Raw genomic sequence first — 26,181 nt, forward strand, 5'->3', positions numbered from 1 at the left:
CGGAGGCGTCCTACAGGCCGACCTCGTTCATCAGCATGCCGACCTCGGTGTTGGTCAGCCGGCGCAGCCAGCCGGACTTCTGGTCGCCGAGCGCGATCGGGCCGAAGCGGGTGCGCACCAGCTTGTCGACGGGGAAGCCCGCCTCGGCGAGCATGCGGCGCACGATGTGCTTGCGGCCCTCGTGCAGCGCGACCTCGACCAGGTAGTTCTTGCCGGTGTTCTCCACGACCCGGAAGCTGTCGGCGCGGGCGTAGCCGTCCTCCAGCTCGATGCCTTCCTTCAGCCGCCGGCCCAGGTCGCGCGGGAGCGGGCCCTGGATGGCGGCGAGGTAGGTCTTGGTGACGCCGTAGCGCGGGTGGGTCAGGCGGTTGGCCAGCTCACCGTGGTTGGTGAGCAGGATGATGCCCTCGGTCTCGGTGTCCAGTCGGCCGACGTGGAACAGCCGGGTCTCGCGGTTGGTGACGTAGTCGCCGAGGCACTGGCGGCCGTCCGGGTCCTCCATGGTGGAGACCACGCCGGCGGGCTTGTTGAGCGCGAAGAACAGGTACGCCTGGGTGGCCACGGTGAGCCCGTCGACCTTGACCTCGTCCTTGTCCGGGTCGACGCGCAGGCCCTGCTCGGTCACGATCCTGCCGTTGACCTCCACCCGGCGCTGCTCGATCAGCTCCTCGCAGGCGCGGCGGGAGCCCATGCCCGCGCGGGCCAGCACCTTCTGCAGCCGCTCACCCTCCTGCTCGGCGCCGGGGAAGGTCTTGGGCAGCTTCAGCTGCGGCTTGTCGTGCCGGGCGCGGTTGCGCTCCTCGATCTGGGCGTCGTACTCGCGCGGCCGGGCCGGGGCGCTCCTGCGGCCCTGGGCGGCCTTCTTGCCGGCGCCGGGCTTACCGCCCTGCTTGCCGGATCCGGCGGTACCGTTCCCGCCCACGTCGTAGCGGCGCTCCTCGGGACGGGGGCGACCGGCGCGCTTGGACTTGTCGTCGCGCTGGTTGCCCGCTCCCCGGTAGTTCCGGTTTCCGCTGTTCCTGCCGCTGCTTCGCATCAGTGTTCCGTACTCGAGGTCGTGTCGGGTGCGTCCGGGTCGAACGACGGAACCCCCTCCTGGGACTCCGCTTCGACGGCGTCCGCCTCCGGGAGGAACGGAGCGAGCTCGGGCAGCTCGTCGAGGCCGCGCAGGCCCATCCGCTCCAGGAAGTAGTTCGTCGTCCTGTACAGGATCGCACCTGTCTCGGGTTCCGTCCCAGCCTCCTCCACCAGACCGCGCTGGAGCAGGGTGCGCATCACGCCGTCGCAGTTGACCCCGCGCACCGCGGAGACCCGGGAGCGGCTGACCGGCTGGCGGTACGCGACCACCGCGAGGGTCTCCAGCGCGGCCTGGGTGAGCCGGGCCTGCTGGCCGTCGAGCACGAACTTCTCCACCGCGGGCGCGAACTCGGGCCGGGTGTAGAACCGCCAACCGCCCGCGACCAGCCGCAGTTCGAAGCCGCGCCGGTCACGTGCGTACTCGTCGGACAGCTCGCGCAGCGCGTCGGCGACCTCGCGGCGCGGCCGTTCCAGCACCTTGGCCAGGTGCTCCTCGGTGGCGGGCTCGTCCACCACCATCAGCACCGCCTCAAGCGCCGGCTTCACGGCGAGGTCGGCGACGGACGGCGGTGCCGCGGGCGCCTCGTGCTGCTCAGTCATCGCGGCCATCCTTCCCTACCCCCGGTTCCTGGTCGAACTCGTCGGTGACCAGCGGCTGTCCGGTGCCCTCGCCGCCGGTCCAGCGGACCTGGAGGACGCCCAGCGCCTGCTCCTGCTCCAGGGCGACCGCCTTCTCCCGGTACAGCTCCAGCAGCGCGAGGAAGCGTGCGACCACGGTGAGGGTGTCGGCGGCGTCGACGGTCAGTTCCCGAAACGACGCGGCGCCCAGCTCGCGCAGCCGGGCGATGACGATGTCCGCCTGTTCGCGCACGCTGACCAACGGCGCGTGGATGTGCTCGACGTACACCGTGGGCCGGGGCTTGGGCTGCATCGCCTTGACGGCCAGCTTGGCGAAGCCCTCCGGGCCGATGCTGAGGGCCACTTCGGGCAGCAGCTCCGCGTGGTGCGGCTCAAGGCCGACGGTACGCGGGTAGCGCAGCCCCTCGGCCGCCAGGCGGTCGGCGAGGATCTCCGAGATCCGCTTGTACGCGCGGTACTGGAGCAGCCGGGCGAACAGCAGGTCGCGCGCCTCCAACAGGGCCAGGTCGGCCTCGTCCTCGACCTCGGCCGCGGGCAGCAGCCGCGCCGCCTTCAGGTCCAGCAGGGTCGCCGCGACCACCAGGAACTCGGTGGCCTGGTCCAGGTCCCACTCGGCGCCCATCGCGCGGATGTGCGCGATGAACTCGTCGGTGACCTTGGACAGGGCGACTTCGGTGACGTCCAGCTTGTGCTTGGAGATCAGTTGGAGCAGCAGGTCGAAGGGGCCCTCGAAGTTCTCCAGCCGAACGGTGAACCGGCCGTCCGCGACAGCCGGTTGGGCATCGCGGGAGGCCACCGGCGCGGCGGGGGCGGGCAGTTCGACGGCGTTGGAGGGCGGTTCCGCCGCGGTGGGGGGCGTCGGTTCCGTGGTCCCGGGAGGCGCGGGTTCAGGTGCGGTCGGGGGCGTTCCGGGGGGCGTCGGGTCCGGTGCGGTCGGGGGCGCCGCTTCCGTGGGGCTCGCCTGCTGCGGAACGGTGTCCGTCACCCGGCCCGCTTCCGTCGGCGCAAGCGGCTCGGCCAGCGCGGTGCCGGAGTCGGCATGCGGCGGGGCCTGGTGCGCCGCTCCTCGGCCCAGCGGGCGGCGGGCGGGGCGGTCAGCTGCGGTCATCGTGTTCCAACAGGGCGGAGCGGGTGGGCGGCCGAACCGGCACCCTACCCAGGTTCGCCCCGCGATGTCGCGTTTCGCGGTGGGGTCCGGCGGCCAGCCCCCGGAAAACCTCCGTACCGCCCAGCGCGTCAGCGTCCGCGCAGGCGGCGGACGAGGATGCTCGCGTCTCCGCGCGATTCGAGGTCGGCCAGCACCACGGCGACCGCCTCACGCACGATACGGCCGCGGTCCACGGCGAGGCCGTGTTCACCGCGCAGCACCAGCCGGGCGTGTTCGAGGTCCATCAGCTCCTCGGCGGAGACATAGACCGTGATCTTCTCGTCGTGCCGTTCCCGGCCGCTGGGACGGCGGTTGGGCGCGCCGCGCCGCCGACGCTCCGGCGCTGGGTGCTCCTGCGGTGGGCGGCGCTGCGCCGGGGTGGTCGGGCCGGGCGCCTCGGGCGCGTCGGAACGTGCGTGTTCGGCCGCGGTCGTGGCGTTGGGGGCGGACTGCTCGCGGCGGGTGCGTTCGGTGTGTTCCGCCGTGCCGTCGCCGTCGGGCGCGTCCTCGTCCGTGTGGCGCGCGGCGGCGGTACCGTCCTCGTCGGCCGCCGGTACCGGGCGCAGCCGGTCGGCGGACGGGGAACCGGTGGCGTCACCGTTGTTGTGCTGCCGGGGAGTTGACGGCTGCAGCGCCATTCCCCCGGTGGTACGGAACAGTTCGTCGGCTCCGGGCAGACTCACTCGGCGTGGCACCGGGCGAGCACCTCCCTGGCGAGCTGTCGGTACGCGGCCGCGCCAACGGAGTTGGAGGCGTAGGTCGTGATCGGCTCGCCGGCCACCGTGGTCTCCGGGAAGCGGACGGTGCGGCCGATGACGGTGTGGAACACGTGGTCGTCGAACGCCTCGACGACGCGGGCCAGCACCTCGCGGCTGTGCACGGTGCGCGAGTCGTACATGGTGGCCAGGATGCCGTCGAGTTCGAGCTCGGGGTTGAGCCGTTCGCGGACCTTCTCGATGGTCTCGGTGAGCAGCGCGACTCCGCGCAGCGCGAAGAACTCGCACTCCAGCGGAACGATCACCCGGTGCGCGGCGGTCAGTGCGTTGACGGTCAGCAGACCGAGGGACGGCTGGCAGTCGATGATCACGTAGTCGTAGTCGGCGACGAGCGGCTTGAGCGCGCGCTGGAGTGTCGACTCGCGGGCCACCTCGGAGACCAACTGCACTTCGGCGGCTGACAAATCGATATTGCTGGGCAGCAGGTCCATGCCGGGCACGGCGGTCTTCAGCAGCACCTCGTCGGCGGCCATGCCGCGTTCCATGAGCAGGTTGTAGACCGTCAGGTCCAGCTCCATGGGGTTGACGCCGAGGCCGACGGAGAGCGCGCCCTGCGGGTCGAAGTCGACGAGCAGGACCCGGCGCCCGTACTCGGCGAGCGCGGCACCCAGATTGATGGTCGAGGTGGTCTTGCCGACCCCGCCCTTCTGGTTGCACATCGCGATGATCTGGGCCGGTCCGTGCTCGTTCAGCGGGCCGGGGATGGGAAAGTACGGCAACGGACGGCCGGTTGGGCCGACGCGCTCACGGCGCTGCCGGGCGGCGTCCGGGGCGAGGGTGGCCGCGTACTCGGGGTCCGGCTCGTATTCCGCGTCCGGGTCGTAGAACTGACCGTCCTGAAGGTCTTCCTCGTATGACGACATGGCGTGTGTTGCTTGCGTCTCCGTGCTCGAATCGGTCCGGCGTGCCTCGAAGGTGCGGACGGCAACGGAACCAACGGCTCCAAGTCCAACCGGGCTCGGACCCTGAACGGTCATTCCTGGTTGACCACCCCCGGGAGCAAATGTCGACTCATTCACAAGTCGTCTTACCTCCTTGGTGACCAGGAAACTTCTCAATAGGTCAGCGTGACACCATGCCGACGGTTGGCGACTCTATGGCGTGTCGACCGTTCGCAGCAACACAATCCACCGGACACGGCACGATGTGTCGGCAACCGAACACCCCGATGTCAAGGGCGTAAGGAGCGCAACCGGGATCTTTCGCGGGTGGGCGAAACGGTAAAACAGTTATGTTCCGGGCCAGTTACGCTATCAACGAAACCATCCCCACAAAGCCCATGGGAAGTGGACCGGCCGGACCTTGTTGGACAAGGCCCGGCCGGTGACATGCTTTTGATGGAGGTTGACGGGATGTGCTCGCCAACTGACTGCTACTGCAAGCCCCGACAGCAGCCGGGGCCGAGGGGGCGTGGTCAGCCCAGCAGCGTGCTGAGGTCGATCGACTCCAGTCCGTGCGCCTCGGCGACGGACGGGTAAACGACCTGGCCCTCGTGGGTGTTGAGGCCCTTGGCCAGCGCGGCGTCCCGGCGCAGCGCCTCGCGCCAGCCGCGGTTGGCCAGCTCGATGATGTACGGCAGCGTGGCGTTGGTGAGCGCGTTGGTGGAGGTGTTGGCCACCGCGCCCGGCATGTTGGCGACGCAGTAGAAGACCGAGTTGTGCACCTGGAAGGTCGGCTCGGCGTGCGTGGTGGGACGCGAGTCCTCGAAGCAGCCGCCCTGGTCGATCGCGATGTCGACGAGGACGGAGCCCGGCTTCATCCGCGAGACCATCTCGTTGGTGACCAGCTTCGGCGCCTTGGCGCCCGGGATGAGGACCGCGCCGATGACCAGGTCGGCGTCGAGGACGGCCTTCTCCAGCTCGTAGGAGTTGGAGACGACGGTCCTGACCTTCGTGCCGAAGATCCGGTCGGCCTCGCGCAGCTTGTTGATGTCGCGGTCGAGCAGGGTCACGTCGAAGCCCATGCCGACGGCGATCTGCGTGGCGTTCCAGCCGGAGACGCCACCGCCGATGACGACGGCCTTGGCGGGAGCCACACCCGGGACACCGCCCGGCAGCACGCCGCGACCGCCGCAGTGGCGCATCAGGTGGTAGGCGCCGACCTGCGGGGCGAGCCGACCCGCGACCTCGGACATGGGGGCGAGCAGCGGCAGCGCCCGGTTGGCCAGCTCCACGGTCTCGTAGGCGATGGCGGTGGTGCCGGACTCCAGCAGGGCGTCGGTGCACTCGCGGGAGGCGGCCAGGTGCAGGTAGGTGAAGAGGGTCTGGTCCTTGCGAAGGCGGTGGTACTCCTCCGCGATCGGCTCCTTGACCTTCAGCAGCAGGTCCGCGGTGGCCCAGACCTCGTCGGCGGTGCCGAGGATGCGCGCGCCGGCCGCGAGGTACTCCTCGTCCGTGATGGAGGAGCCGGTGCCGGCGCCCTGCTCAACGAATACCTGGTGCCCGTTGCGCACCAACTCGTGCACCCCGGCCGGGGTGATGGCGACCCGGAACTCGTTGTTCTTGACTTCGCGGGGGATACCGACCTTCACGTCGATCACGGTCCTTGGCTCAGAAAGAGATGCAGATGCCTGTCCGGACATGGCGCGCTATAACGTCACACGCCGGACCTGACCGCGTTGCCCGCGGCTGGGTCAAGTCTAATGAAGGAAGACGCGCTGTCTAGCCTTACAAAGTGACTATTTTCGCTGAAGGCATTGGCAGATTCGTAGGTGTGGCGGTCCGGTTACGGACGGACACTCCCCCGGCCGGATCACTGGTCACCGGGGTCACCACGCCCGGGTCCACGGCCCAGCAACTCCTCCGCCGCCGCCCGCTGCAACCTCGCCCCGGCCGGATCGCCCAGCCGTTCCAGGGTGTCGGCCATCCGCAACAGCACCGTGCCCTCCACCGGCGCGTCCGCCGCCTGCCGCGCCCAGTGCAGCGCGTCCCGGTAGGTGCGCAGCGACTCCTCCGGCTGCCCGGCGACCTCCTGCACCCCGGCCGCCTCGCCCAACGCCATCGCGTACCCGGACGCGTCACGCAGTCTGCGGTGAGCGGCACCGGCCGCCCGCCACTCGCGCAGCGCGGCCGGGTACTGACCGGTGCGGGTGTGCAGCCGCGCCAGCCGGGCGTGCAGCCTGGCCTGCTCGGCGAACTCGCCCCGGGACTGGCGCAGCGCGAGCGCCCGGCCGTACCAGTCCGCCGCGCGCTGCGGATCGTCCAGGTCCAGATAGCTGTCGCCCAGCGCCTCCAGCGCACGGCCCGCGGCGAAGCCGTCGTCGCCGGACCTGGCGGCGTCCAGTGCGGTGCGGTAGCGCTCCAGTGCCTGCTTCGTTCGCCCGGCGGCGGTGTCCAGATCGGCGAGGTTGATCAGCGCGGCGGCCTTCTGCCGAGGCAGCGCGCGCCGCTCGGCGACTTCCAGCAGCAGGCCGTGCAGCTCGTACAGCTCCGGCAGCGCCTCGGTGTCGGCGCGGTGCGCGTCCAGCGCCCTGATCAGCCCGGCGATCAACCGCTGTGCCAGCGTGTCGAGTTCACCGTCGGCCACCGCGGCACGCGCGGCGGCCAGCAGCACCGGCAGCCGCCCGCCCAGCCAACCCGCGGCCACCGCGGGCGAGCCGAACCGCAGCGGCCGGGGCAGCTCCTCGACCTTGCGGCGGGCCGGCGAACCGACCGGTTCCGCGGCGGCCCGGCAGGACCGCAACCGCCGCACGGTGCGCTCCAGCATCCGGGCCCTGGCCAGCCGTACCTCGGCCGGGCGTTCGTCCGCGTCCAGCCGCTCCCGTAGCAGCGGGCGCAGGCAGCCCGGAACGCGATACGGCGTGTCCTCCTCGGTCAACTCCCGTGAGCCGAGCGGGACTTCAGGGTTCAGCAGTCCGTAGTCGAGCAGTTCCCGCAGCACCGCCTTGGCGGTGCTCAGCGGGAAGCCCGCCAGCGCGGACGCGGTGTGCGCGTCCACCACGCCGTCCGGCGCCAGCGCCAGCAGCCGCACCAAGCGGGCCACCGGTTGCGGCAACCCACTCAGCACCAACTGGAAGGCCTGGTCGACGGGCGTACGGGGGGCGCCGTCCCCGGGAAGCGCGTGCAGCGCCTTGACCGCGTCGGTCACCGACATCCCCGGCCGGGCGGTGAGCCATCCGGACGTCAGCCACAGCGCGGTGGGATCGCCCTCGCACTCCTGGGCGAGCGCCTCGGCGGCGGTGGGGTCGCAGGTGACCCGCGTGGAGCCGACGAGCGCGGCGAGCAGTTCGACCGACGTGGCGGAGTCGAGCCCGCCCAGGGTGCACGGCCGCACATCCGGGATCGCCGCGAGCGGCCCCTCCGAGGTGGCGATCACCAGGCCGCCGCCCGGCGGCAGCAACGGCAGCACCTGGTCGGCGGTCACCACGTCGTCCAGCACCATCAGCACCCGGCGCCCGGCGAGCGCGGTACGCAGCACGGCGACCGGATCCTCGGCCTCCGCCGCGCCGTCCGCCACGGCGCCGGTCTCGCCCAGCGCCCTCAGCACGGTACGCGCGACGCGGATGGACTGCACCGGCTCGCCGTCACCGCCGGTCAGCCGTACGAAGTACCGGCCGTCGGGGTACTGGTCGGCGACCTCGTGGGCGAGCCGCACGGCCAACGCGGTACGGCCGGAGCCCGGGCGGCCCGCGACCAGCAGCACCCGACAGCCGCCGTGGTCCTTGCCGCGCAGCGCGGCGAGCCCGGGGCGGCCGATGTCGGCGCGCAGTTCCCGTAGCTCACGGCGGCGTCCGACGAAGTACGACGGCACCGCGGGCAGCGCACAGGCGCCTGTCCGTACGGTCAGCGCGCGATCCGCCACGGGGCCACACTCCCGTTTTCTGTGTCACGCGGCGCATGCCGCGCGTACACAGGAGGATACGAGCCCCTTCCCGGGGCGTTCGCCGCAACCCGCTGTGATGATCACTCCATCGGATCATGGGGGTTCGTGCCCAGCGCCACCTGCGGGTGATCTCGGATTGTCGGGGGCTTCGCCCCCTCGGCACCCGGGAGGGATGTCGGGGGCTTCGCCCCCGAACCCCCGTCAGAACGGGCGGGCGGGCCACGGGGCGTCGGCCGGACGCAGGGCGTCCACGCCGTCGCCGTTCAGCACCGCCTGGAGGGCCAGTACGCCAACTGCCAGGCAGGAGTTGTGTAGTTCACCGGCGATCACCCCGCGCACCAGCTCGTCCAGCGGGACCCGGGCGTACTCGAACTCGGCCTCCTCCGCCGAGGCCGCGAACCGCTCGCCCTCGGCGTCCGCGAGATCACGGGCGAGGAAGATCCGGATCGCCTCGGTCGAGCCGCCCGGCGTGCTGTAGATGTCCACCAGCACCCGCCAGTCCGCCGCCTTGACGTGCGCCTCCTCGTACAGCTCCCGCTGCGCGGCGTGCAGCGGATGCTCGCCGGGCACATCCAGCAGCCCGGCCGGGAGCTCCCACAAGCGCTGCCGCACCGGATGCCGGTACTGCCGCAGCACCAGCACCCGGCCGTCCCCGTCCAACGCGACGACGGCGACGGAGCCGGGGTGGGTCTGGTAGTCGCGTCGGGCGGTGCTGCCGTCGGGCATCGTCACCAGATCGCTGCGCACACCGGTCACCCGGCCGGTGAAAGGAGTCTCGGTGGCCGAAACCGGCCACTCCTCGGAGATGTCGTGGATAACGGAATCATGCATGGATCTTCGGTTCCTCCGCGATCGGGGTGGAACGGCGGTGCCGGGGCGACCACGCGTACGTGGTCACCCCGGCACCCCGTTCGATCGGGTCAGGCCTTCGCCTTGGCCTGCTCCTTCACCGGCCCGGTGACGGCGTCGGCGCCCTGCTGGCGGCGGACCGCCGCCGCGACCAGGCCCGCGAACAGCGGGTGCGGACGGGTCGGCCGGGACTTCAGCTCCGGGTGCGCCTGGGTGGCGACCAGGTACGGGTGCACCTCACGCGGGTACTCCACGTACTCCACCAGCTTGTTGTCCGGCGAGGTGCCGGAGAAGAGGATGCCGGCCTTCTTCTCCAGCTCCGCGCGGTAGGAGTTGTTGACCTCGTAGCGGTGGCGGTGCCGCTCCTCCACGTACGGCTCGCCGCCGTAGACCTCGCGGACGATGGAGCCCTCGGCCAGCTTGGCCGGGTAGATGCCCAGCCGCATGGTGCCGCCCAGGTCGCCCTTGCCCTCGACGATGTCGAGTTGCTCGGCCATCGTGGAGATCACCGGATGCGCGGTCGCCGAGTCGAACTCGGTGGAGTTGGCGTCCTTGATCCCGGCCAGGTTTCGGGCCGCCTCGATGACCACGCACTGCAGGCCGAGGCACAGACCCAGCAGCGGGATCCTGTTCTCCCGGGCGTACGCGATGGCCGCGACCTTGCCCTCCACACCACGGTCGCCGAAGCCACCGGGCACGCAGACCGCGTCCACGTCCGCCAGCTGCCGCTCGGCACCGGCCGCGTCACGGCAGTCGTCCGAGGTGACCCACTTGACCTTCACCCGGGTGTTGTTGGCGAACCCGCCCGCGCGCAGCGCCTCGGTCACCGACAGATAGGCGTCCGGCAGGTCGATGTACTTGCCGACCAGCGCGACCGTCACCTCGTGGGCGGGATTGTGCACCCGGTCCAGCAGGTCGTCCCACTGCGTCCAGTCCACGTCCCGGAACGGCAGGTCGAGACGGCGCACCACATAGGCGTCCAGGCCCTCGCCGTGCAGCACCTTGGGGATGTCGTAGATCGACTTGGCGTCGATCGCGGCGACCACCGCGTCCTCGTCCACGTCGCACATCAGCGAGATCTTGCGCTTGATGGCGGTCGGCACCTCGCGGTCGGCGCGCAGCACGATCGCGTCCGGCTGGATGCCGATGTTGCGCAGCGCCGCGACCGAGTGCTGCGTCGGCTTGGTCTTCAGCTCGCCGGACGGGCCGATGTACGGCAGCAGGGAGACGTGCACGAAGAACACGTTGTCCCGGCCTACCTCGTGCCGGACCTGGCGCACCGACTCCAGGAACGGCAGCGACTCGATGTCGCCGACGGTGCCGCCGACCTCGGTGATGACCACGTCGACGTCGTCGGTGGCCATCCGCCGGATCCGGGACTTGATCTCGTTGGTGATGTGGGGGATCACCTGCACGGTGTCGCCCAGGTACTCACCGCGCCGCTCCTTGGCGATCACCGAGGAGTAGACCTGGCCGGTGGTGACGTTCGCCGAACCGTCCAGGTCGACGTCGAGGAACCGCTCGTAGTGGCCGATGTCGAGATCGGTCTCGGCGCCGTCGTTGGTGACGAACACCTCACCGTGCTGGAACGGGTTCATCGTTCCGGGGTCGACGTTCAGGTACGGGTCGAGCTTCTGCATGGTGACCCGCAGGCCGCGCGCCTTGAGCAGGGCGCCGAGGCTGGAGGCCGTCAGCCCCTTGCCGAGCGACGAGGCCACACCCCCGGTGACGAAGATGTGCTTGGTCGTCTGGTTTTTGCCAGGATGAGGCAGTGCCAAGAGGGGGCTCCCGTGGTCGCGAGGTGAGGATCGACGGCCCGGTGTGGGGTGGAGCCGTCGAGGCGGTTCAGTGGTTCAACCCACCGGCCCACGGGCTACCAGCGTATCAGCGGCTGGGCCCGACCGCGTTCGGCGGCACGGGAGCCGCCCTCGCGGACCGGACGCGTACCGGCGCGGGCCGCCGCCCGAGGCGCACCTCGGCTCACCGCGGACCGGGGTGTCGTTCACGGCGTGCGGTCACCTTGTCGCGCTGGGCGCACGGCTCACCCGACCGGCCGAAATCGGCCGTCACGAGAACGCACGCGCCCCCCGTCCAACGTCGTATTCTGCTCGGACACTCTCTTCTGCCGTCGTGTTCGGCGCAGGAAGGGGCCATAGCGAGCCGGCCGGCACGGCATCATCCCCGCCCGCTCCCGAACCGTGACACCGCCCCACGCGTATAACCACCAAAGGGGCGCATCACGGGACAAGGGAGCACCGGAGCCAGGTTCGTCGAATACGCCAGACCTGGAATTCGAACGTCCCTCGGGACGGTTCAAGCTGTTCGACTGGAGATGTACGTGGCCGGGCGCATCGAGGACTACGCACTCATCGGCGACATGCAGACCGCCGCCCTGGTCTGCCGGGACGGCACGGCCGACTGGCTGTGCCTGCCCCGTTTCGACTCCCCCGCGGTCTTCGCGGGGCTGCTCGGCGACGATGAACACGGCTACTGGCGGCTCGGCCCGGCGTATCCGCAGGGCGCGCAGCCGCCGACCGCGACGCGCCGCCGATACCGCGGTGACTCCCTGGTGCTGGAGTCGGAGTGGGACACCCCGCGCGGCACGGTGCGGATCATCGACTTCATGCCGCCGCGTGACGGCGCCCCGCAGCTGATCCGGATCGTGGAGGGGGTCAGCGGCCGGGTGCCGATGCGCTCCGCGCTGCGGATGCGCTTCTCCTACGGCGCGGTGGTGCCGTGGGTGCACCGGGTCGACGACCCGCAGGCAGCCGAGGGCCGCACGGTCGCGGTGGCCGGTCCCGACTCGGTGTGGCTGGACACCGAATGCCCCACCTACGGCAAGGACTTGACGACCTTCGCCGACTTCACCGTCTCCCCCGGCGAGCGGATCGCGTTCACCATCAGCTGGCAGCCCTCGCACCACCAGCCGCCCGCGATGCCGGACCCGGAGACCTCCCTGGAGGCCACCGAGCAGTTCTGGCGCGACTGGGTCGACCACTGCACGTACCACGGCCCTTACCGGGACGCCGTCATCCGCTCGCTGATCACGTTGAAGGCGCTGACCTACGGCCCGACCGGCGGGATCGTCGCCGCGCCCACCACCTCGCTGCCGGAGGACATCGGCGGCGTACGGAACTGGGACTACCGCTTCACCTGGCTGCGGGACGCGGCGATCACCCTGTCGTCGCTGCTGCGCACCGGCTACCGCGAGGAGGCCCGCGCCTGGCGCGAGTGGCTGCTGCGCGCGGTGGCCGGCGACCCGGAGAACCTGCAGATCATGTACGGGATCGCGGGCGAACGGGAGTTGGGCGAGACCGAGCTGACCTGGCTGCCCGGCTACGAGGGCTCCCAGCCGGTACGGGTGGGCAACGGCGCGGTGCGCCAGCTCCAGCTCGACGTCTACGGCGAGGTCAGCGAGGCGCTGCACCTGGCGCTGATGACCGGTCTGGCCCGCAACGACTACGCGAGCCTGCTCCAGCTGAAGCTGATCCGGTACCTGGAGGACCACTGGCAGGAGCCGGACGAGGGCATCTGGGAGGTGCGCGGGCCGCGCCGCCACTTCGTGCACTCCAAGGTGATGGCCTGGGTCGCGGTGGACCGCACGGTCAAGCTGATCGAGTCCGGCGAGGTGGACGGGCCGCTGGAGCGCTGGCGCGAGCTGCGCGACGAGATCCACCGGGACGTGTGCGAGAAGGGCTACGACAAGGACCGCAACACCTTCACCCAGTCCTACGGCTCCAGGGAACTGGACGCCTCGCTGCTGCTGATCCCGCAGGTCGGCTTCCTTCCGCCGGACGACAAGCGGGTCATCGGGACCATCGAGGCGATCCAGAAGGAGCTGACCGTCGAGGGCGGCTTCGTGCTGCGCTATCCGACCGAGGGCGCGCACGCGGGCGTGGACGGACTTCCTGGCGACGAGGGCGCGTTCCTGGCCTGCTCGTTCTGGCTGGCGGACGACCTGGCGATGATCGGCCGGGTGGACGAGGCGCGGCAGCTGTTCGAAAAGCTGCTGTCGCTGCGCAACGACCTCGGACTGCTCGCGGAGGAGTGGGACCCCAGGCTGCAACGGCAGGTGGGCAACTTCCCGCAGGCGTTCAGCCACGTGCCGCTGATCGACACGGCCCTGCGGCTGACCGCCTCCGGCGCGTACGGGGGCTGACCCTGCTCGCGGCCGGCCCCGTACCCGCGCGCAGCGGGCGGAGGCTAGCCCGCCCGCAACTCGTCGTAGACGCTGAGGACTTGGGCGACGGTGTCGTCCTCGCTGGGCCAAGTGGCCGCCTGTACCCGACCTTCGGCGGCCAGTCGGGCTCGGCGGTCCGGGTCGGCGAGCAGTGTGGTGACCGCCCGGCCGAAGGCCCTCGCGTCGCCGTGCGGCACGAGCGCGGCGGCGTCGCCGACCAGTTCGGGGATGCCGCCGACCGCCGTGGCGACCAGCGGCACTCCGGCGTGCAGTGCCTCCTCGGCGATCAGCGGCCGGGACTCCCAACGGCTGGGCAGCACCACCAGATCGGCCGCCGCGAGGAGTTCGGCGATGTCGTCGCGCCGCCCCAGCAGCCGGACCGGCAGGTCCTCCGTGTCGATCCGGTGCTGTAGCGCCGGCCGGCAGCCGCCCTCGCCCGCGACGGCGACCAGCGGCGGCGGTTCCAGGAACCGCCAGTCGCGGGCGGCGTCCAGCAGCAGGTCGTATCCCTTGTGCGGTTCCAGTCGGCCGACGGCCAGCAGCAACGGCCGGTCCACCGCGCCGAGTTCGGCCCGCCGCTTCTGCCGGGCGCACTCCGGGTCGGCGCCGGGCCGCTCCGGATCCAGCCGCGGTCCGGGCAGCGCGACCGGTGCCAACCGGGCATCCCGGGCGCCCAACCTCCGTACCTGGTCGACAAGTTCGGACGAGGTGCCGAGCACCACGGTGGCGGCCCTGGCCACCCGTCGTTCCAGCAGCCGCAGCAGGCCCCCGCGGCTGCCCGAGGCCGGCTCGGCGCCGTGCCAACTGACCACCAGCGCCGGGCGCCTGGGCGCGGGGACGGCCAGCGAGGCCAGCAGAGCCGCGCGCAGTCCGTGCGCGTGGATCACATCGGCGCGGGCACAGGCGGCCCGTAGCGCGGCGACGGCCAGCGCGTCGGCGCGCGGGGACGGCCTGCCACCGATCTCCACCGGGGTGTACCGGGCGCCGGTAGCGGCGAATCCGTACGCCTCCGCCGCCTCGGCCGGTCCGCACACCGTCACGTCCACCCCGCGTGCCACCAGCCCGCCGGCCAGCGAGCTGACATGCGCACCGGCCGTCGCGCCGAGCACCTGCACGGCGTGCAACGGCCCGTACGACGGGGTCTGACTGCTGCTCACGCGGGGTACGGCTCCTGGGTCGGCGGCATGCTTCGCTGGTTGAACGTACGGAACGATGACGTGCGCACACCCGTTCGCATCTGGGTGTTCCTGTGCGGACGGGTTGATCGGCGTTCGGGTTCGCGGGCTTGCGGTTCCAGGATGCCAGCAGGGGCCGACAGTACGAGGGCCGCTCCCCCGCTGGTGGGGGTACGCGGTGGTACGGGATCACCCATATGAGTGGGTGTGGGGCCAGCCGCCGCCTTAATGGCGAAAAGCCGCCGTCAGCACGGAAGACGCCCCCAGGTGTCAACTTCCCGTATTCCAGGGGCAGTCCACAGCGCGTCGCCGTAACTCACCCGGTCGCCGACCGCCGCCAGCGCGAGCAGCACCGCCGCGTGCAGCGCCCGGCCGGTGCGGCCGTTCGCGGTCACGATCGAGACACCGAGCGCCGCGCCCAGCGCATGGGCGCCCGTGTCACCGAGCATGGTGCGTTCCCGGAGGTCGTCCGCGAGCACCGCCGCCGCGGCGGCCACCGGCGCGACGGCCAGCGTGCCCGCCGGGCCGCCCCGCAGCACCCCGGGCGCACCGGCGGCGAGCACCGCCTTGGCCGCCCGGCCCGGTGCGACGTCCAGCAGGTTCACCAGATGCGCGCTGCCCGCGACGACCACCCCGGCCAGCGCCACGTCCACCGGCCGTCTGGCGATCAGCGCGCCCGCGGCCAGCCCCGCCGCGCCGATCCCCAGCAGTTTGACCGCGCCCGAGGTGACCCGGCCCTCGGCGAGCGCCCGCAGATGGGCGCGCAGGCCGCGCTCGGCCGCCGACCCCGCCTGGTCGTCGTAGGCTCCGCAGGCCGCCGCCGCGGCGGTGGCCAGCAGCGCGGCGGCACGGGTACGCGACGGCAGGCCCGGGGTCACCGCGGTGGCCAGCGCCACCCCCGCGGCCACGGCCAGCCCGCCGTGCAGGTCCACGGTGCGACCCGCGTGGTTCTTCCGCTGCCAACGGGCCGAACCGCCGGGCGGCTTGGCCCGCAGCGTCCGGTAGACGCCTCGTGTGGCGCCCGCCGCCACGAGCGCGCCCGGTACCCGCCCCGAGCTGAACACCATGGACCCCCTCCGCTGACTGCTTCTCGACCACCCCCGAGCGGCCACCCCCATTGTCCGCCATCCGCCGCGGTCGCTTCGCGTAGGCACGGGGGGCGTGGCGGGGTACACCGCCACGCCGGGCGGCTTTCCCGGGGCACGGGAGGCGGGGGCGCCGCTCCGCGCCGGTCGGGGTCGCGTACCGCCGCGGAGTCCGCCGCCCGCGCCGTCGGCGCCGGGTACGGGTACGTGCCGGGGTGCGCCGCCCGCGCCGGTGGTGGTCACACTCCCTCCCGGGCGGTCGCTACGGTCACCGCCCGGCGCGCGCCGCCTCCAGAAGTTCCTCCGCGTGGGCGCGGGCGGTGTCCGAATCCTCCAACCCCGCCAGCATTCGCGACAGTTCGCGGACCCGCTCCTCACCGTCCAGCACCCTGACGCCGCTGCGGGTCACCGAACCGTCATTCGTCTTCTCCACCAGCAACTGCCGGTCGGCGAAGGCCGCCACCTGCGGCAGGTGCGTGACCACGATGACCTGCGCGGTCCTCGCCAGTCTGGCCAGTCGGCGGCCGACCTCCACCGCCGCCTTGCCGCCGACGCCCGCGTCCACCTCGTCGAACAGATACGTAGGCACCGGATCGGACCCGGCGAACACGACCTCCACGGCGAGCATCACCCGCGACAGCTCACCGCCCGAAGCGCCCTTGGCGATCGGCCGCGCCGGTGCTCCCGGGTGCGGGGCGAGGTGCAGTTCCACCTCGTCGGCGCCGTTCGCCCCGAAGGCCACGTTCCGGCCGCCGACCTCGATGCCGTCCGGATCCTCGACCTGGTGGATCTCCACCGTGATACGGGCATGCGGCATCGCCAGCTCGGCCAGCTCGGCGGTCACCGCCTGGGCGAACCGATCTGCCGCCGCCGTCCGCGCGTCCGTCAACGCCTGTGCCAGCTCGCCGAGTTCGGCCCGCAGCGCGTCGCGTTCCGCCGTCAGCGCCTCGATCCGGTCGTCGTCACCGTCCAGTTCGGCCAGCCGCGCGGAGCCCTGCTCGGCCCAGGCCAGCACCGAGGCGATGTCCTCGCCGTACTTACGGGTGAGGTGGGCCAGCACCGAGCGCCGTTCCTCGACCGCCGCGAGCCGCCGCGGATCAGCGTCCAGGTTGTCCGCGTAACCGGCCAGCTCGCCCGCCACGTCGGCCAGCAGGATCCCGATCTCGCTCATCCGGTCGGCAAGTGCGGCCAGCGCCGGATCGTGTGAGCGCACGGACTCCAGGGCCCGGCTCGCCCCCGCCACCAGCGTGGTGGCGTCCACGCCCTCGGGATCCTCCGGGTTCCCGGCGAGCGCGGTGTGCGCGGCGGAGGCCGCCGACGCCAGCGCCTCAGCGTGGCCCAACCGCTCGGCCTCGGCGGCGAGTTCGGCGTCCTCGCCGGGCAGCGGCTCGGCGGCGGCGATCTCGTCCAGGCCGAAGCGCAGCAGATCCGCTTCCTGCGCCCGCTCCCGTGCCCTGGTCGTCAGGGTGTCCAACTCGGCGCTGACATCACGCAGCCGACGGTAGGCGGACGCGTACTTCGCCAGCGGTACGGCGACCGCCTCGCCCGCGTACCGGTCCAGCGCCGCCCGCTGCCGGGCGGGACGCAGCAGGCCCTGCTGGTCGGTCTGGCCGTGCACCGCGACCAGGTCGTCGGCCAGCTCACCGAGCAGTGCGGCGGGTACGGAACGGCCGCCGACGTACGCGCGGGACCGGCCCTCCGCCGAGATGGTCCGGCTCACCAGCAGCGCGCCGTCATCCAGCTCGGCCCCGGCCTCCTCGGCCCGCACCGCCGCCGGCGCGTCGGGGACGACGGTGATCCGCCCCTCGACGACGGCCGACTTCGCGCCGATCCGCACCAGCGCGGCATCGGCACGGCCGCCGAGCAGCAGGCCGAGGCTGGTGACGACCATCGTCTTGCCCGCGCCGGTCTCGCCGGTCACCGCCGTGAAGCCCGGTGACAACTCGACCACGGCATCGTCGATGACGCCCAGGGAACGTATCCGCATCTCCTCCAGCACGGGTCTGAGGATACGGCTCCGCCTGGGGTGCGTGGGGGTACGCCCACCCTCCCCCCTGTTGCCCCCACCGCTGGCTTGACGTTGCGCACTGTGCTTTCGGGGGGCGGGGGTGGGTCGGGGGTGTCTCCTCGCTCCAGGTTGACTCCACGGTTGCGGTGCTTCGCGGGGTCGCTGCGGGGACACCCCCGACCCACCCCCTTACGCCGGTTCCTGCGCTTGCGGGTGGATAGGGGGGAAGAAGGCGGCCGGGGTCGCCCCGAAACGCCTTCTCACCGCCAACCCGGCCTGCGCTATTGCGGGGCGCCCCGCCAACCGGCCACCGGCAACGCGAACTTGGCGACGAGCCGATCGGTGAACGAAGCGTGGTGCAGCCGTGCCAACCGCACCGGCACAGCCCCTCGCCGTACCTCGACCCGCGCCCCCGCTGGAAGCGGAACCGTGCGACGACCGTCACACCACAGCACGCCGTGCGGCGTCTTCGGCTGGACCTCCACAGCCAGTACCGAACGCGGTGACGTCACCAGCGGTTTGGCGAACAGCGCGTGCGCGCTGATCGGCACCATCAGCAGCGCCTCCACCTCCGGCCACACCACCGGCCCCCCGGCCGAGAAGGCATAAGCGGTCGAACCGGTCGGCGTCGCACATACCACACCATCGCCGCCGAAGCCGGTCACCGGCCTCCCGTCCACCTCCGTGACGACCTCCAGCATCCGCTCCCGTGCCGCCTTCTCGACCGACGCCTCGTTGAGCGCCCAGTCGGTGTGCACCACGGTGCCGTTCTCCCGGACCAGGACGTCCAGCGTCATCCGCTCCTCGACCTCGTAGGCCCGGGTGACCACCCGGTCCACGACCTTGTCGAGGTCGTCACGCTCGGCCTCCGCCAGGAAGCCCACCCGTCCGAGGTTCACCCCGAGCATCGGCACCCCGGACGCCCGCGCGAACTCCGCACCGCGCAGCAGCGTTCCATCACCGCCGAGCACGATCAGCAGCTCACAGCCGTCCACCGCGTCCTGCCGGGACTCCACCACGTCCACCGACGGCGGCAACGGCAGATCGACCGCCTCCTCCGCGAGGATCCGTACGCCTATCCCGCAGCGCAGCAACCCCTGTACGACGCGCTCGGCGCTGCGCACGGCCGCCGGACGTCCGGTGTGCGCCAGCAGGAAGACGGTGCGTTCGCCCGACGTATTCGATCCGCTCAACGAGGCCCCTCCGCTACGGCTCGATCCACATCCGCCGGGTCGAGTTCTGGCGCCCCGGCACGCAGCCACAGAAAATATTCGACATTGCCCGACGGCCCGGGCAACGGGCTGGCGGTCACCCCGAGCACCCCGAGCCCCAGCTCGGCCGCCTGCGCGGCCACCCCCCGCACCGCCTCGGCCCGCAGTTGCGGGCTCCGTACCACCCCACCGCTGCCCAGCCGCTCCTTGCCCACCTCGAACTGCGGCTTGACCATCAGCACCAGGTCCGCGTCCGGCGCACTGCACCGCACCAGCGCGGGCAGCACGAGCCCGAGCGGGATGAACGACAGGTCGCCGACGACCACGCCCACCGGCTCACCGTCGATCTGCTCCAGCGTCAACTCGCGTACGTTCGTACGGTCCTTGACGGTGACCCGCTCGTCGCTCTGCAACGACCAGGCGAGTTGACCGTAGCCCACGTCCACCGCGACCACGTGCGCCGCCCCGGCACGCAGCAGCACATCGGTGAAGCCGCCGGTCGACGCCCCCGCGTCCAGGCAGCGGCGGCCCTCGACGCTCAGTCCTCGCGGGGTGAACGCGGCCAGCGCGCCCGCGAGTTTGTGTCCGCCACGGGACACGTACTCGGGGTCGCTCTCGTCCTTCGCGACGACCAGCGCGGCGCTGGTCTCCACCTGGGTGGCGGACTTGGTGGCGGTGCCCCCACCCACGGTCACCCTCCCCGCGGCGATCAGCTGGGCGGCGTGCTCGCGCGACCGCGCGAGTCCACGGCGTACCAGCTCCGCGTCGAGGCGCCGTCTTGCCTGTCCTGCCACGCTCGGTTCAGCTCCTGTCCTCGTGTCTCTGGTTCGGGCCGGGCGGCCCTGGCCGGGAATCAAGTGCGGTGAGGGTGTCCCGCAGCCCTCGGTGTACATCCTCGTACACCTCGATGTGCCCCTCGGTGGGCAGGTCGTCCGCATCCGCCAGCCGTTCCAGCAGCGCGTCCACCTCGGCGTTCCCGGTCGGTTCGACGGTGACCCCGAAGGGTTGGACGGACGGTTCCGGATCGGCGTCGGCGAATGGCCGGGGCGCGGTGTCGGGGGACGGCTCCGGTTCCGTTGCTCCCTCGGCGGGCTCCTGCGTGGACGGCTGGTCAGCCATCTCCCGGCCCTCCGCTTCCCTTCGCCTGCGGCGACCTCGCTGCCGACTTCTTCGCGGTCGTTGTCTTTTTGGCCGCGGTTGACTTCTTTGCGGGCGTTGTCTTCTTTGCGGGCGTTGTCTTCTTCGCCGTGGTTGCCTTCTTGGCGGCGGTTGTCTTCTTGGCCGCGGTTGTCTTACCGGTGGTCGTTGTCGACTTCGGTGTCGCCTTCTTGGTGGCGGTCTTCTTCGTCGTGGTCTTCTTCGCCGCCGTCTTCTTCGCGGGGACGGTCGCCTTCTTCGCTGCGGGAGCCGCCTTCTTCGGCGTCTCCGGCGGCCGCTCCTCGGCCACCCGCACGCGCTCGCGCGGTGTGGCCGGCTCGGCCGGGGCAGCCGTCTCCTCCGGCTCGCCCTCCAGGCTGCGTACCCGGCGCTCCAGCGCCTCCAGGATCACGCCGACCTTGGTCACCTCGTCCGCGAGACGGCTGACCCGGACCATCGTCTTGTCGGCCTCTTCCCTGATCAGGCCGAGCAGCAGGTCACGATTGGCGCGTCCGGAGGCGACCAGCTCGTCCGCGAGCGTCTGTACCTCAGGCGGAATCCGCTCGCCGATCTTCTTCTGGAGCGTCTCCACGTCTATCCCGGCTTGGTCCAGAAGTTCCCGAGCCGCTCCCGCCGCCCGCTGTCGGGTGGCCTCGGTCAAGCCTCCCGCGATCTGCAGACAGGTGCGCAGCGCGTCACGCAATGCCCTCACTCCTCGCCTCGCCATCGACGCCGATGGTCATGACGCTACCCTGTGCCACCCCGCTTCCGTCGTGCGGAAGCCCCTGGAAATCCCCTGGAAGACGCGCGGAACCCCGACGGGGACCAGGAGGCGGTCACCGTCGGACCGCCGTACCCGTCCACCGGTGTACGGTCGCCGGTACGTGCCCACACCACGGGCACCGCCGAAGCACGTACCAGCGATACAGGAGCAGCCCCGCCGATGGCGACCATCGAGGAGTGCCGCAGCGCACTCGACCGGCTGTCGGAGAGCCTCGCCCAGGCCGAGGGCGACGTACGCAGCGCCGCCGCCCTCGACCGGTCGTTGAGCTGCCGGATCACCGATCTCGACATCACCTTCATGGGTCGTCTCGCGGACGGCCACATCCGTGACGTGATCACCGTGCCGGGACCGCCGACCGAGCGCGCCCAGATCCGCCTGTCCATGGCGGGCGACGACCTGGTGGCACTGGTCAACGGCGACATCCACTTCGCCAAGGCCTGGGCGAGCGGCCGGGTCAAGCTGGAGGCCGGCCTGCTCGACCTGCTGCGCCTGCGTTCCCTCCTGTAGCACCCGATTCCGGCGTCACAGGCCCAGCTGCCCCAGCGCCTTGCCCGCGTCCAGCTCACAGGCCGAGTCCTCCGCCGCCGTCCAGGCCGCCGCGCACAGCGCCCGCAACCCGTCGTACGGATCTCCCGCACCCTCGACGCGCAGCCGGTCGCTGTCCGCCGAGGCGGTCCAACCTCCGCACTGGAAGCCCCTGCCCTCGGGCTCGACGTCCGGCTGCGTGGTGAGCAGTCCACGCAGGTCAGCGGCCAGATACGTCGGCCGGTGCCGCGGCTCGGCCGCCACCAGCTGCGCCGGCGTGGTCACACCGGTGAACACGAGCAAGGAGTCCACCTCGCCGGCGTACGCGCCCTCGATGTCGGTGTCCAGCCGGTCGCCGACCACCAACGGCCGCCGCGCACCGGTGCGCAGGATCGTTTCCCGGTGCATCGGCGGCTGCGGCTTGCCCGCCACCTTCGGTTCCCCGCCGGTGGCGATGCGCACCACCGCCACCGCCGCGCCGTTGCCGGGCAGGATGCCGCGCGGACTCGGAATCGTCAGGTCCGTGTTGGACGCGTACCACGGGACCCCGCGCGCCACCGCCAGCGAGGCCTCCGCCAGCCGTCCCCAGGCCAGCTCGGGACCGCCGTAGCCCTGCACCACCGCGGCCGGCTCGTCGTCCGCCGAGTCCACCGGCACCAGTCCGCGCTCCCGCAGCGCGACCCGCAGCCCCTCGCCGCCGATGGCCAGCACCTTCGAGCCCGACGGCACCTCGTCCGCGATCAGCCGCGCCACCGCCTGGGCCGAGGTGATCACGTCCTGCGGCTGCGCCGGGACGCCCAGTTCCGTCAGGTGCCCGGCCACCGCGTCGGGCGTGCGCAGCGCGTTGTTGGTGACGTAGGCGAGGTGCATACCGGCGTCGTGTGCGGCGCCCAACGACTCGACGGCGTGCGCGATCGCGGTGCCGCCCGCGTACACCACCCCGTCGAGGTCCAGCAGGGCGGTGTCGTAGGCCGTGTGCAACGGCCGCTCGCTACCGCTCGGCCGGGTCCGCGGGGTCTGCCGGTTCATCGCTCGTCGCTCCCTCGTGTCGCCGCGCACCGCGCGCGGTTCTGACGCATCTTCCCAACCGGTGATCACAGATCGCCGTCGGGCACATAGCATGCTCGGATGAGCACTCCAGGACCATCCGCGCAACCGCGCGGTCTACGGCTCGCGCCGTTCCGCGGCCTGCGCTACGTCCCCGAGCGGGTCGGCAGCCTGTCCGCGGTCACCTCGCCACCGTACGACGTCGTGGTCCGGCCCGATGGACTGCACCAGTTGGAGACCGCCGACCCGCACAACATCGTCCGGTTGATCCTCCCGCAGTCCGGCGACCCCGCCGACCGCCACGCACAGGCCGCCCGCACCCTGCGCCACTGGCTTGCGGAGGGCGTGCTCGCCGCCGATCCGGAACCGGCGCTGTACGTGTACGAGCAGTACAGCGACGTCTCCGGCCTGCAACGCGGCCTGATCGGCGCGCTGCGGCTGACCACCCCCGACGAGCACGTCGTCCTGCCGCACGAGGACGTGATGCCGGAACCGGTCGCCGACCGGGCCGGGCTGATGCGGGCCACCGGCGCCAACCTGGAACCCCTGCTGCTCGCCTACCGCGGCGACGGGGGCGGCGACTACGACGGTTCCGGCGGGCACGGCGGCAGCGTCACCGCGCGGCTCGTGGAGCGCACCGCGCAGCAGCCGCCGCTGCTGACCACCACGACCGAGGACGGCACCCGGCACCGGCTGTGGGCGATCACCGATCCCCGGCAGATCGCCGCCGTCGACGCCGACCTGTCTCCCCGGCAGGCCCTGATCGCCGACGGCCACCACCGCTGGGCGACCTACCTACGGCTGCGCGACGAGCAGCGACGCACCGGTGCGACCGGGCCGTGGGACCACGGTCTTGTGCTCCTGGTGGACACCACGCGCTATCCCCTGCGGGTCCGGGCCATTCACCGGGTGCTCCAGCGGATGCCGGTCTCACAGGCGCTGGCGGCGATACGGGACGTGTTCCAGGTCGAGACGGTGCCAGGGCCCCTCCCGGTCGCCCTGGACGTGCTGGCGGCCACCAGGAAGAGGGACGGAAACACCTATCTCCTCGCGGGCGACGGCTCGTTCCACCTGCTCACCCGCCCCGACGAGCGCGTCATCGAGGAATCAGTGCCCGGCGACCGCCCCGAGGCCTGGCGCCGACTGGACGCCACCGTGCTCCACAGCGTCCTGATCGACCGCCTCTGGCAGGTGCCCGACGCCCCCGAGCACATCGGCTACGTACACGATGCGATGGCCGCGGTACGACAGGCCGAACGGCTGGGCGGCACAGCGGTGTTGATGCACCCGGTGCCCGAGGCGACCGTGCTGGAACTGGCACGGCAGGGGGTGATGATGCCGCACAAGTCCACCTCGTTCGGTCCCAAACCGGCTTCCGGTCTGGTGCTACGCAGCCTTGAACTCGGCTGAACGCGGAAGGGCGCCCCGCCTGGGGGGGGCGCCCTTCCGTCTGTTCCGCGGCTGGCTCAGGCCTGCTCGCCGGGCTCCTTGAACGGGTCGTCCAGGAAGGCGGACGGCGCCGCCTCGTTCTCCTTCGACTCCGACTCCGCGTGCGGTTCCGGTTCCGGATCGGTGTCCGTGGCCTGGGTCTCCTGCGGCTTCGCCTCAGCGGCGGGCTCGGCTTCCGCTTGCGGCTTGGCCTCGGCATCCGGGCTGGGGCGGTCGGCCTCGGTCTCGGTGACCTCGTCCGCCTCTTCGGCGGACAGGTCGAGGGCGTCCACGAACTCGACACCGTCCAGCTCCGCGAGCCGGTCCGAGGCGTCCGTGGTGCCGCTCTGGTCGGCCTCCAGCGCCTTGCCGAACCACTCCCTGGCCTCGTCCGCGCGACCGACGGCCAGAAGCGCGTCCGCGTACGCGTAGCGCAACCGCGCCGTCCACGGGTGGACGGCGTTCGACGCCAGCTCCGAGCTCTGCAGCGTCACGACGGCGGCGTCCGCCTGGCCCATGTCGCGCCGGGCGCCCGCGGCGACCAGCCGCATCTCGACCTGGCCCGCCCGGTCCAGCCTCTGCACCTCCGGCTCACCGGCCATGGCCAACGCCCGCTCCGGGCGCCCGAGGCCACGCTCGCAGTCCGCCATCACCGGCCACAGCTCCGCGCTGCCCGTCATCCGACGTGCGGCCCGGAACTCTGCGAGTGCCTCGGAGTACCGGGCGGTCGAGTACGCCGCGAAGCCCATCGCCTCGCGGACGGCCGCCACTCGGGACGCCAGACGGAAGGCGACCTTCGCGTAGGCGTACGCCTGCTCCGGGTCGCTGTCGAGCAGCCGGGCCACCATGACCAGGTTCCGCGCGACATCCTCCCCGAGGGTCTTCGGCAGGCTCTGCAGCTCCTGCCGGACGCTCTTGTCGATCTCCTGGCCGGTCACGTCATCCGGGATCGGCAGCCGCTTGACGGTCTGACGCTCCTCACGCGACTCGTCCCGGCCGCGGTTCTCGAACCGGCCGCGCCCCGGCGAGTAGGGGCGCCGCTCGCGACCCCGCTCATCGTCCTTGCGCCCGTAGCCGCCGCCACGGGCCCCGCGCTCGTCGTCACGGCGGGCGCCCGCAGGGGGCCGCTCCTCGCGACGGTCCCCACGGCGATCGTCGCGGCGCTCGTCCCGGCGGTCATCGCGGCGGAAGCCACCCCGCTCGTCATCCCGACGCGGACGGTCATAACGCGGACGGTCATAACGCGGACGCTCGTCACGGCGGTCATCGCGACGGTCGTCACGGGGACGGTCATGGCGAGGACGCTCGTCGCGACGGTCGTCACGGCGGTCGTCACGGGGACGGTCGTAACGCGGACGCTCATCGCGACGGTCATCGCGGCGGAAGCCACCACGCTCGTCATCACCGCGGGGACGCTCGTCACGGCGGTCGTCGCGGGGACGCTCGTCACGACGGAAACCACCACGCTCGTCATCCCGACGCGGACGGTCGAAACGCGGACGCTCATCGCGACGGTCGTCACGGGGACGGTCATAACGCGGACGCTCGTCACGGCGGTCGTCGCGGCGGAAGCCACCCCGCTCGTCATCACGGCGCGGACGGTCGAAACGCGGCCGGTCCTCGCGACGGTCGTCACGCGGACGCTCGTCACGGCGGTCGTCGCGGCGGAAGCCACCCCGCTCGTCATCCCTACGCGGACGGTCATAACGCGGACGCTCATCGCGGCGGTCGTCACGGGGACGGTCGTAGCGCGGACGGTCGTCGCGGCGGAAACCGCCGCGCTCGTCGTTACGGCGCGGACGGTCGTAACGCGGACGCTCGTCACGGCGGTCGTCGCGGCGGCCGCTGTCACCACGGCGGTCGTCACGCCCGTTGTCCCGCGACCGGTCGTAGCCGGGGCGGTCGTCCCGGCGGAAACCGCCGCGCTCGTCGTTACGGCGCGGCCCACCGCTACGGAACCCGCGCCGGTCGCCAGCGCCCGCGCTCCGCTCCCTGCGCTCGGGCCGATCCGAGCGGCCCTCGGACGAGTTGGACATCGACGTGACTCCTTGGTTCGTACTGCTGTAGTGCCAGTTTCTCGTACTCACGGGAAGACTGCGCACTCGGCGGAAAACAAAAAGACCCCCGGCCCCAGCTATCAGGCCGGGACCGAGGGTCCATAAGAATTGTTCGGCGGTGTCCTACTCTCCCACAGGGTCCCCCCTGCAGTACCATCGGCGCTGAAAGGCTTAGCTTCCGGGTTCGGAATGTAACCGGGCGTTTCCCTAACGCTATGACCACCGAAACACTATG

At 71.9% G+C, this 26,181-nt stretch carries 22 protein-coding genes and 1 rRNA gene; 4 read left to right on the forward strand and 19 right to left on the reverse strand.

Annotated features, from left to right (window positions below; translation table 11 throughout):
• Positions 1–10: 10 nt before the first annotated feature.
• The 9 genes from P3G67_RS14550 to P3G67_RS14590 form a co-directional block, all read right to left on the reverse strand.
• Positions 11–1,036, reverse strand: coding sequence for a pseudouridine synthase (locus tag P3G67_RS14550; RefSeq protein ID WP_276093853.1), 1,026 nt, complete (start codon positions 1,034–1,036; stop codon positions 11–13).
• Positions 1,036–1,677 carry an SMC-Scp complex subunit ScpB gene (gene scpB, locus P3G67_RS14555; protein ID WP_276093854.1) on the reverse strand — a complete coding sequence of 214 codons (642 nt, stop codon included), beginning with the start codon at positions 1,675–1,677 and terminating at the stop codon, positions 1,036–1,038. The genes P3G67_RS14550 and scpB overlap by 1 nt, the downstream gene beginning before the upstream one ends.
• Positions 1,670–2,824: a segregation and condensation protein A gene (locus P3G67_RS14560; RefSeq protein ID WP_276093855.1), complete on the reverse strand. Its 1,155-nt coding sequence runs from the start codon at positions 2,822–2,824 to the stop codon at positions 1,670–1,672. Before P3G67_RS14560 ends, scpB begins: the two co-directional genes overlap by 8 nt.
• Positions 2,825–2,952: 128 nt before the next feature.
• On the reverse strand, positions 2,953–3,558 hold the full coding sequence (locus P3G67_RS14565) for a hypothetical protein (protein ID WP_276093856.1): 606 nt from the start codon (positions 3,556–3,558) through the stop codon (positions 2,953–2,955).
• Positions 3,543–4,616: a ParA family protein gene (locus P3G67_RS14570; protein ID WP_269856149.1), complete on the reverse strand. Its 1,074-nt coding sequence runs from the start codon at positions 4,614–4,616 to the stop codon at positions 3,543–3,545. The genes P3G67_RS14565 and P3G67_RS14570 overlap by 16 nt, the downstream gene beginning before the upstream one ends.
• A gap of 437 nt (positions 4,617–5,053) precedes the next feature.
• A complete protein-coding gene (gene ald / locus P3G67_RS14575; protein ID WP_276093879.1) occupies positions 5,054–6,169 on the reverse strand; it encodes an alanine dehydrogenase in 1,116 nt (371 codons plus the stop codon).
• A 221-nt stretch (positions 6,170–6,390) separates the two neighbouring features.
• Positions 6,391–8,439, reverse strand: a complete 2,049-nt coding sequence (locus P3G67_RS14580) for a tetratricopeptide repeat protein (RefSeq protein ID WP_276093857.1) — start codon at positions 8,437–8,439, stop codon at positions 6,391–6,393.
• A 222-nt stretch (positions 8,440–8,661) separates the two neighbouring features.
• Entirely contained in the window at positions 8,662–9,291 is a 630-nt protein-coding gene (locus P3G67_RS14585) for an NUDIX domain-containing protein (protein WP_269856147.1), read from the reverse strand.
• An 89-nt stretch (positions 9,292–9,380) separates the two neighbouring features.
• The gene (locus P3G67_RS14590; protein WP_391858257.1) at positions 9,381–11,087 is read right to left on the reverse strand and encodes a CTP synthase; all 1,707 of its coding nucleotides are present in this window, start codon (positions 11,085–11,087) and stop codon (positions 9,381–9,383) included.
• Positions 11,088–11,647: 560 nt separating this feature from the next.
• Between P3G67_RS14590 and P3G67_RS14595 the strand changes: the two genes are divergently transcribed.
• Positions 11,648–13,468 carry a glycoside hydrolase family 15 protein gene (locus P3G67_RS14595; protein WP_276093858.1) on the forward strand — a complete coding sequence of 607 codons (1,821 nt, stop codon included), beginning with the start codon at positions 11,648–11,650 and terminating at the stop codon, positions 13,466–13,468.
• 44 nt (positions 13,469–13,512) lie between these two features.
• Here the strand turns inward: P3G67_RS14595 and P3G67_RS14600 are convergent, their stop codons facing one another.
• The 7 genes from P3G67_RS14600 to P3G67_RS14630 form a co-directional block, all read right to left on the reverse strand.
• Positions 13,513–14,646, reverse strand: a complete 1,134-nt coding sequence (locus P3G67_RS14600) for a glycosyltransferase family 4 protein (protein WP_276093859.1) — start codon at positions 14,644–14,646, stop codon at positions 13,513–13,515.
• A gap of 263 nt (positions 14,647–14,909) precedes the next feature.
• Positions 14,910–15,731 carry a hypothetical protein gene (locus P3G67_RS14605; protein WP_276093860.1) on the reverse strand — a complete coding sequence of 274 codons (822 nt, stop codon included), beginning with the start codon at positions 15,729–15,731 and terminating at the stop codon, positions 14,910–14,912.
• Positions 15,732–16,017: 286 nt separating this feature from the next.
• Positions 16,018–17,736: a DNA repair protein RecN gene (gene recN / locus P3G67_RS14610; protein ID WP_276093880.1), complete on the reverse strand. Its 1,719-nt coding sequence runs from the start codon at positions 17,734–17,736 to the stop codon at positions 16,018–16,020.
• Between the two features lie 302 nt (positions 17,737–18,038).
• Entirely contained in the window at positions 18,039–18,950 is a 912-nt protein-coding gene (locus P3G67_RS14615) for an NAD kinase (protein ID WP_269856143.1), read from the reverse strand.
• A complete protein-coding gene (locus P3G67_RS14620) occupies positions 18,947–19,762 on the reverse strand; it encodes a TlyA family RNA methyltransferase (protein ID WP_269856142.1) in 816 nt (271 codons plus the stop codon). Before P3G67_RS14620 ends, P3G67_RS14615 begins: the two co-directional genes overlap by 4 nt.
• A 7-nt stretch (positions 19,763–19,769) precedes the next feature.
• Positions 19,770–20,087, reverse strand: a complete 318-nt coding sequence (locus P3G67_RS14625; protein WP_276093861.1) for a hypothetical protein — start codon at positions 20,085–20,087, stop codon at positions 19,770–19,772.
• A complete protein-coding gene (locus P3G67_RS14630) occupies positions 20,080–20,808 on the reverse strand; it encodes a histone (protein WP_276093862.1) in 729 nt (242 codons plus the stop codon). The genes P3G67_RS14625 and P3G67_RS14630 overlap by 8 nt, the downstream gene beginning before the upstream one ends.
• Before the next feature lie 240 nt (positions 20,809–21,048).
• Here P3G67_RS14630 and P3G67_RS14635 point away from each other — a divergent pair, with 240 nt between their 5' ends.
• Positions 21,049–21,396 carry a sterol-binding protein gene (locus tag P3G67_RS14635; RefSeq protein WP_269856140.1) on the forward strand — a complete coding sequence of 116 codons (348 nt, stop codon included), beginning with the start codon at positions 21,049–21,051 and terminating at the stop codon, positions 21,394–21,396.
• A 15-nt stretch (positions 21,397–21,411) separates the two neighbouring features.
• On the opposite strand, the gene P3G67_RS14640 is transcribed toward P3G67_RS14635, so the two are convergent.
• Positions 21,412–22,443 carry an HAD hydrolase-like protein gene (locus P3G67_RS14640; RefSeq protein ID WP_276093863.1) on the reverse strand — a complete coding sequence of 344 codons (1,032 nt, stop codon included), beginning with the start codon at positions 22,441–22,443 and terminating at the stop codon, positions 21,412–21,414.
• A 99-nt stretch (positions 22,444–22,542) separates the two neighbouring features.
• Between P3G67_RS14640 and P3G67_RS14645 the strand changes: the two genes are divergently transcribed.
• Positions 22,543–23,871, forward strand: coding sequence for a DUF1015 domain-containing protein (locus P3G67_RS14645; RefSeq protein ID WP_276093864.1), 1,329 nt, complete (start codon positions 22,543–22,545; stop codon positions 23,869–23,871).
• Positions 23,872–23,927: 56 nt separating this feature from the next.
• Here P3G67_RS14645 and P3G67_RS14650 read toward each other — a convergent pair whose 3' ends face one another.
• Positions 23,928–24,827: a hypothetical protein gene (locus tag P3G67_RS14650; protein ID WP_391858258.1), complete on the reverse strand. Its 900-nt coding sequence runs from the start codon at positions 24,825–24,827 to the stop codon at positions 23,928–23,930.
• Positions 24,828–25,181: 354 nt separating this feature from the next.
• Between P3G67_RS14650 and P3G67_RS14655 the strand changes: the two genes are divergently transcribed.
• Complete coding sequence (locus tag P3G67_RS14655; RefSeq protein ID WP_276093882.1) at positions 25,182–26,051, forward strand: hypothetical protein; 870 nt, start codon at positions 25,182–25,184, stop codon at positions 26,049–26,051.
• 5 nt (positions 26,052–26,056) lie between these two features.
• Here the strand turns inward: P3G67_RS14655 and rrf are convergent.
• Positions 26,057–26,173 (reverse strand): 5S ribosomal RNA (gene rrf / locus P3G67_RS14660).
• Positions 26,174–26,181: the final 8 nt, after the last annotated feature.

It is taken from the genome of Streptomyces silvisoli, from assembly GCF_029269905.1.
GTDB lineage: Bacteria > Actinomycetota > Actinomycetes > Streptomycetales > Streptomycetaceae > Streptantibioticus_A > Streptantibioticus_A silvisoli_A.

Coding starts and splice junctions, on each gene's coding strand:
- P3G67_RS14570 (WP_269856149.1), bottom strand. CDS start 4,616: ATGACCGTTCAGGGTCCGAGCCCGGTTGGACTTGGAGCCGTTGGTTCC.
- P3G67_RS14640 (WP_276093863.1), bottom strand. CDS start 22,443: ATGAACCGGCAGACCCCGCGGACCCGGCCGAGCGGTAGCGAGCGGCCG.
- P3G67_RS14625 (WP_276093861.1), bottom strand. CDS start 20,087: ATGGCTGACCAGCCGTCCACGCAGGAGCCCGCCGAGGGAGCAACGGAA.
- recN (WP_276093880.1), bottom strand. CDS start 17,736: ATGCGGATACGTTCCCTGGGCGTCATCGACGATGCCGTGGTCGAGTTG.
- P3G67_RS14645 (WP_276093864.1), top strand. CDS start 22,543: ATGAGCACTCCAGGACCATCCGCGCAACCGCGCGGTCTACGGCTCGCG.
- P3G67_RS14605 (WP_276093860.1), bottom strand. CDS start 15,731: ATGGTGTTCAGCTCGGGGCGGGTACCGGGCGCGCTCGTGGCGGCGGGC.
- P3G67_RS14585 (WP_269856147.1), bottom strand. CDS start 9,291: ATGCATGATTCCGTTATCCACGACATCTCCGAGGAGTGGCCGGTTTCG.
- P3G67_RS14635 (WP_269856140.1), top strand. CDS start 21,049: ATGGCGACCATCGAGGAGTGCCGCAGCGCACTCGACCGGCTGTCGGAG.
- P3G67_RS14655 (WP_276093882.1), top strand. CDS start 25,182: ATGGCGAGGACGCTCGTCGCGACGGTCGTCACGGCGGTCGTCACGGGG.
- P3G67_RS14560 (WP_276093855.1), bottom strand. CDS start 2,824: ATGACCGCAGCTGACCGCCCCGCCCGCCGCCCGCTGGGCCGAGGAGCG.
- scpB (WP_276093854.1), bottom strand. CDS start 1,677: ATGACTGAGCAGCACGAGGCGCCCGCGGCACCGCCGTCCGTCGCCGAC.
- P3G67_RS14550 (WP_276093853.1), bottom strand. CDS start 1,036: ATGCGAAGCAGCGGCAGGAACAGCGGAAACCGGAACTACCGGGGAGCG.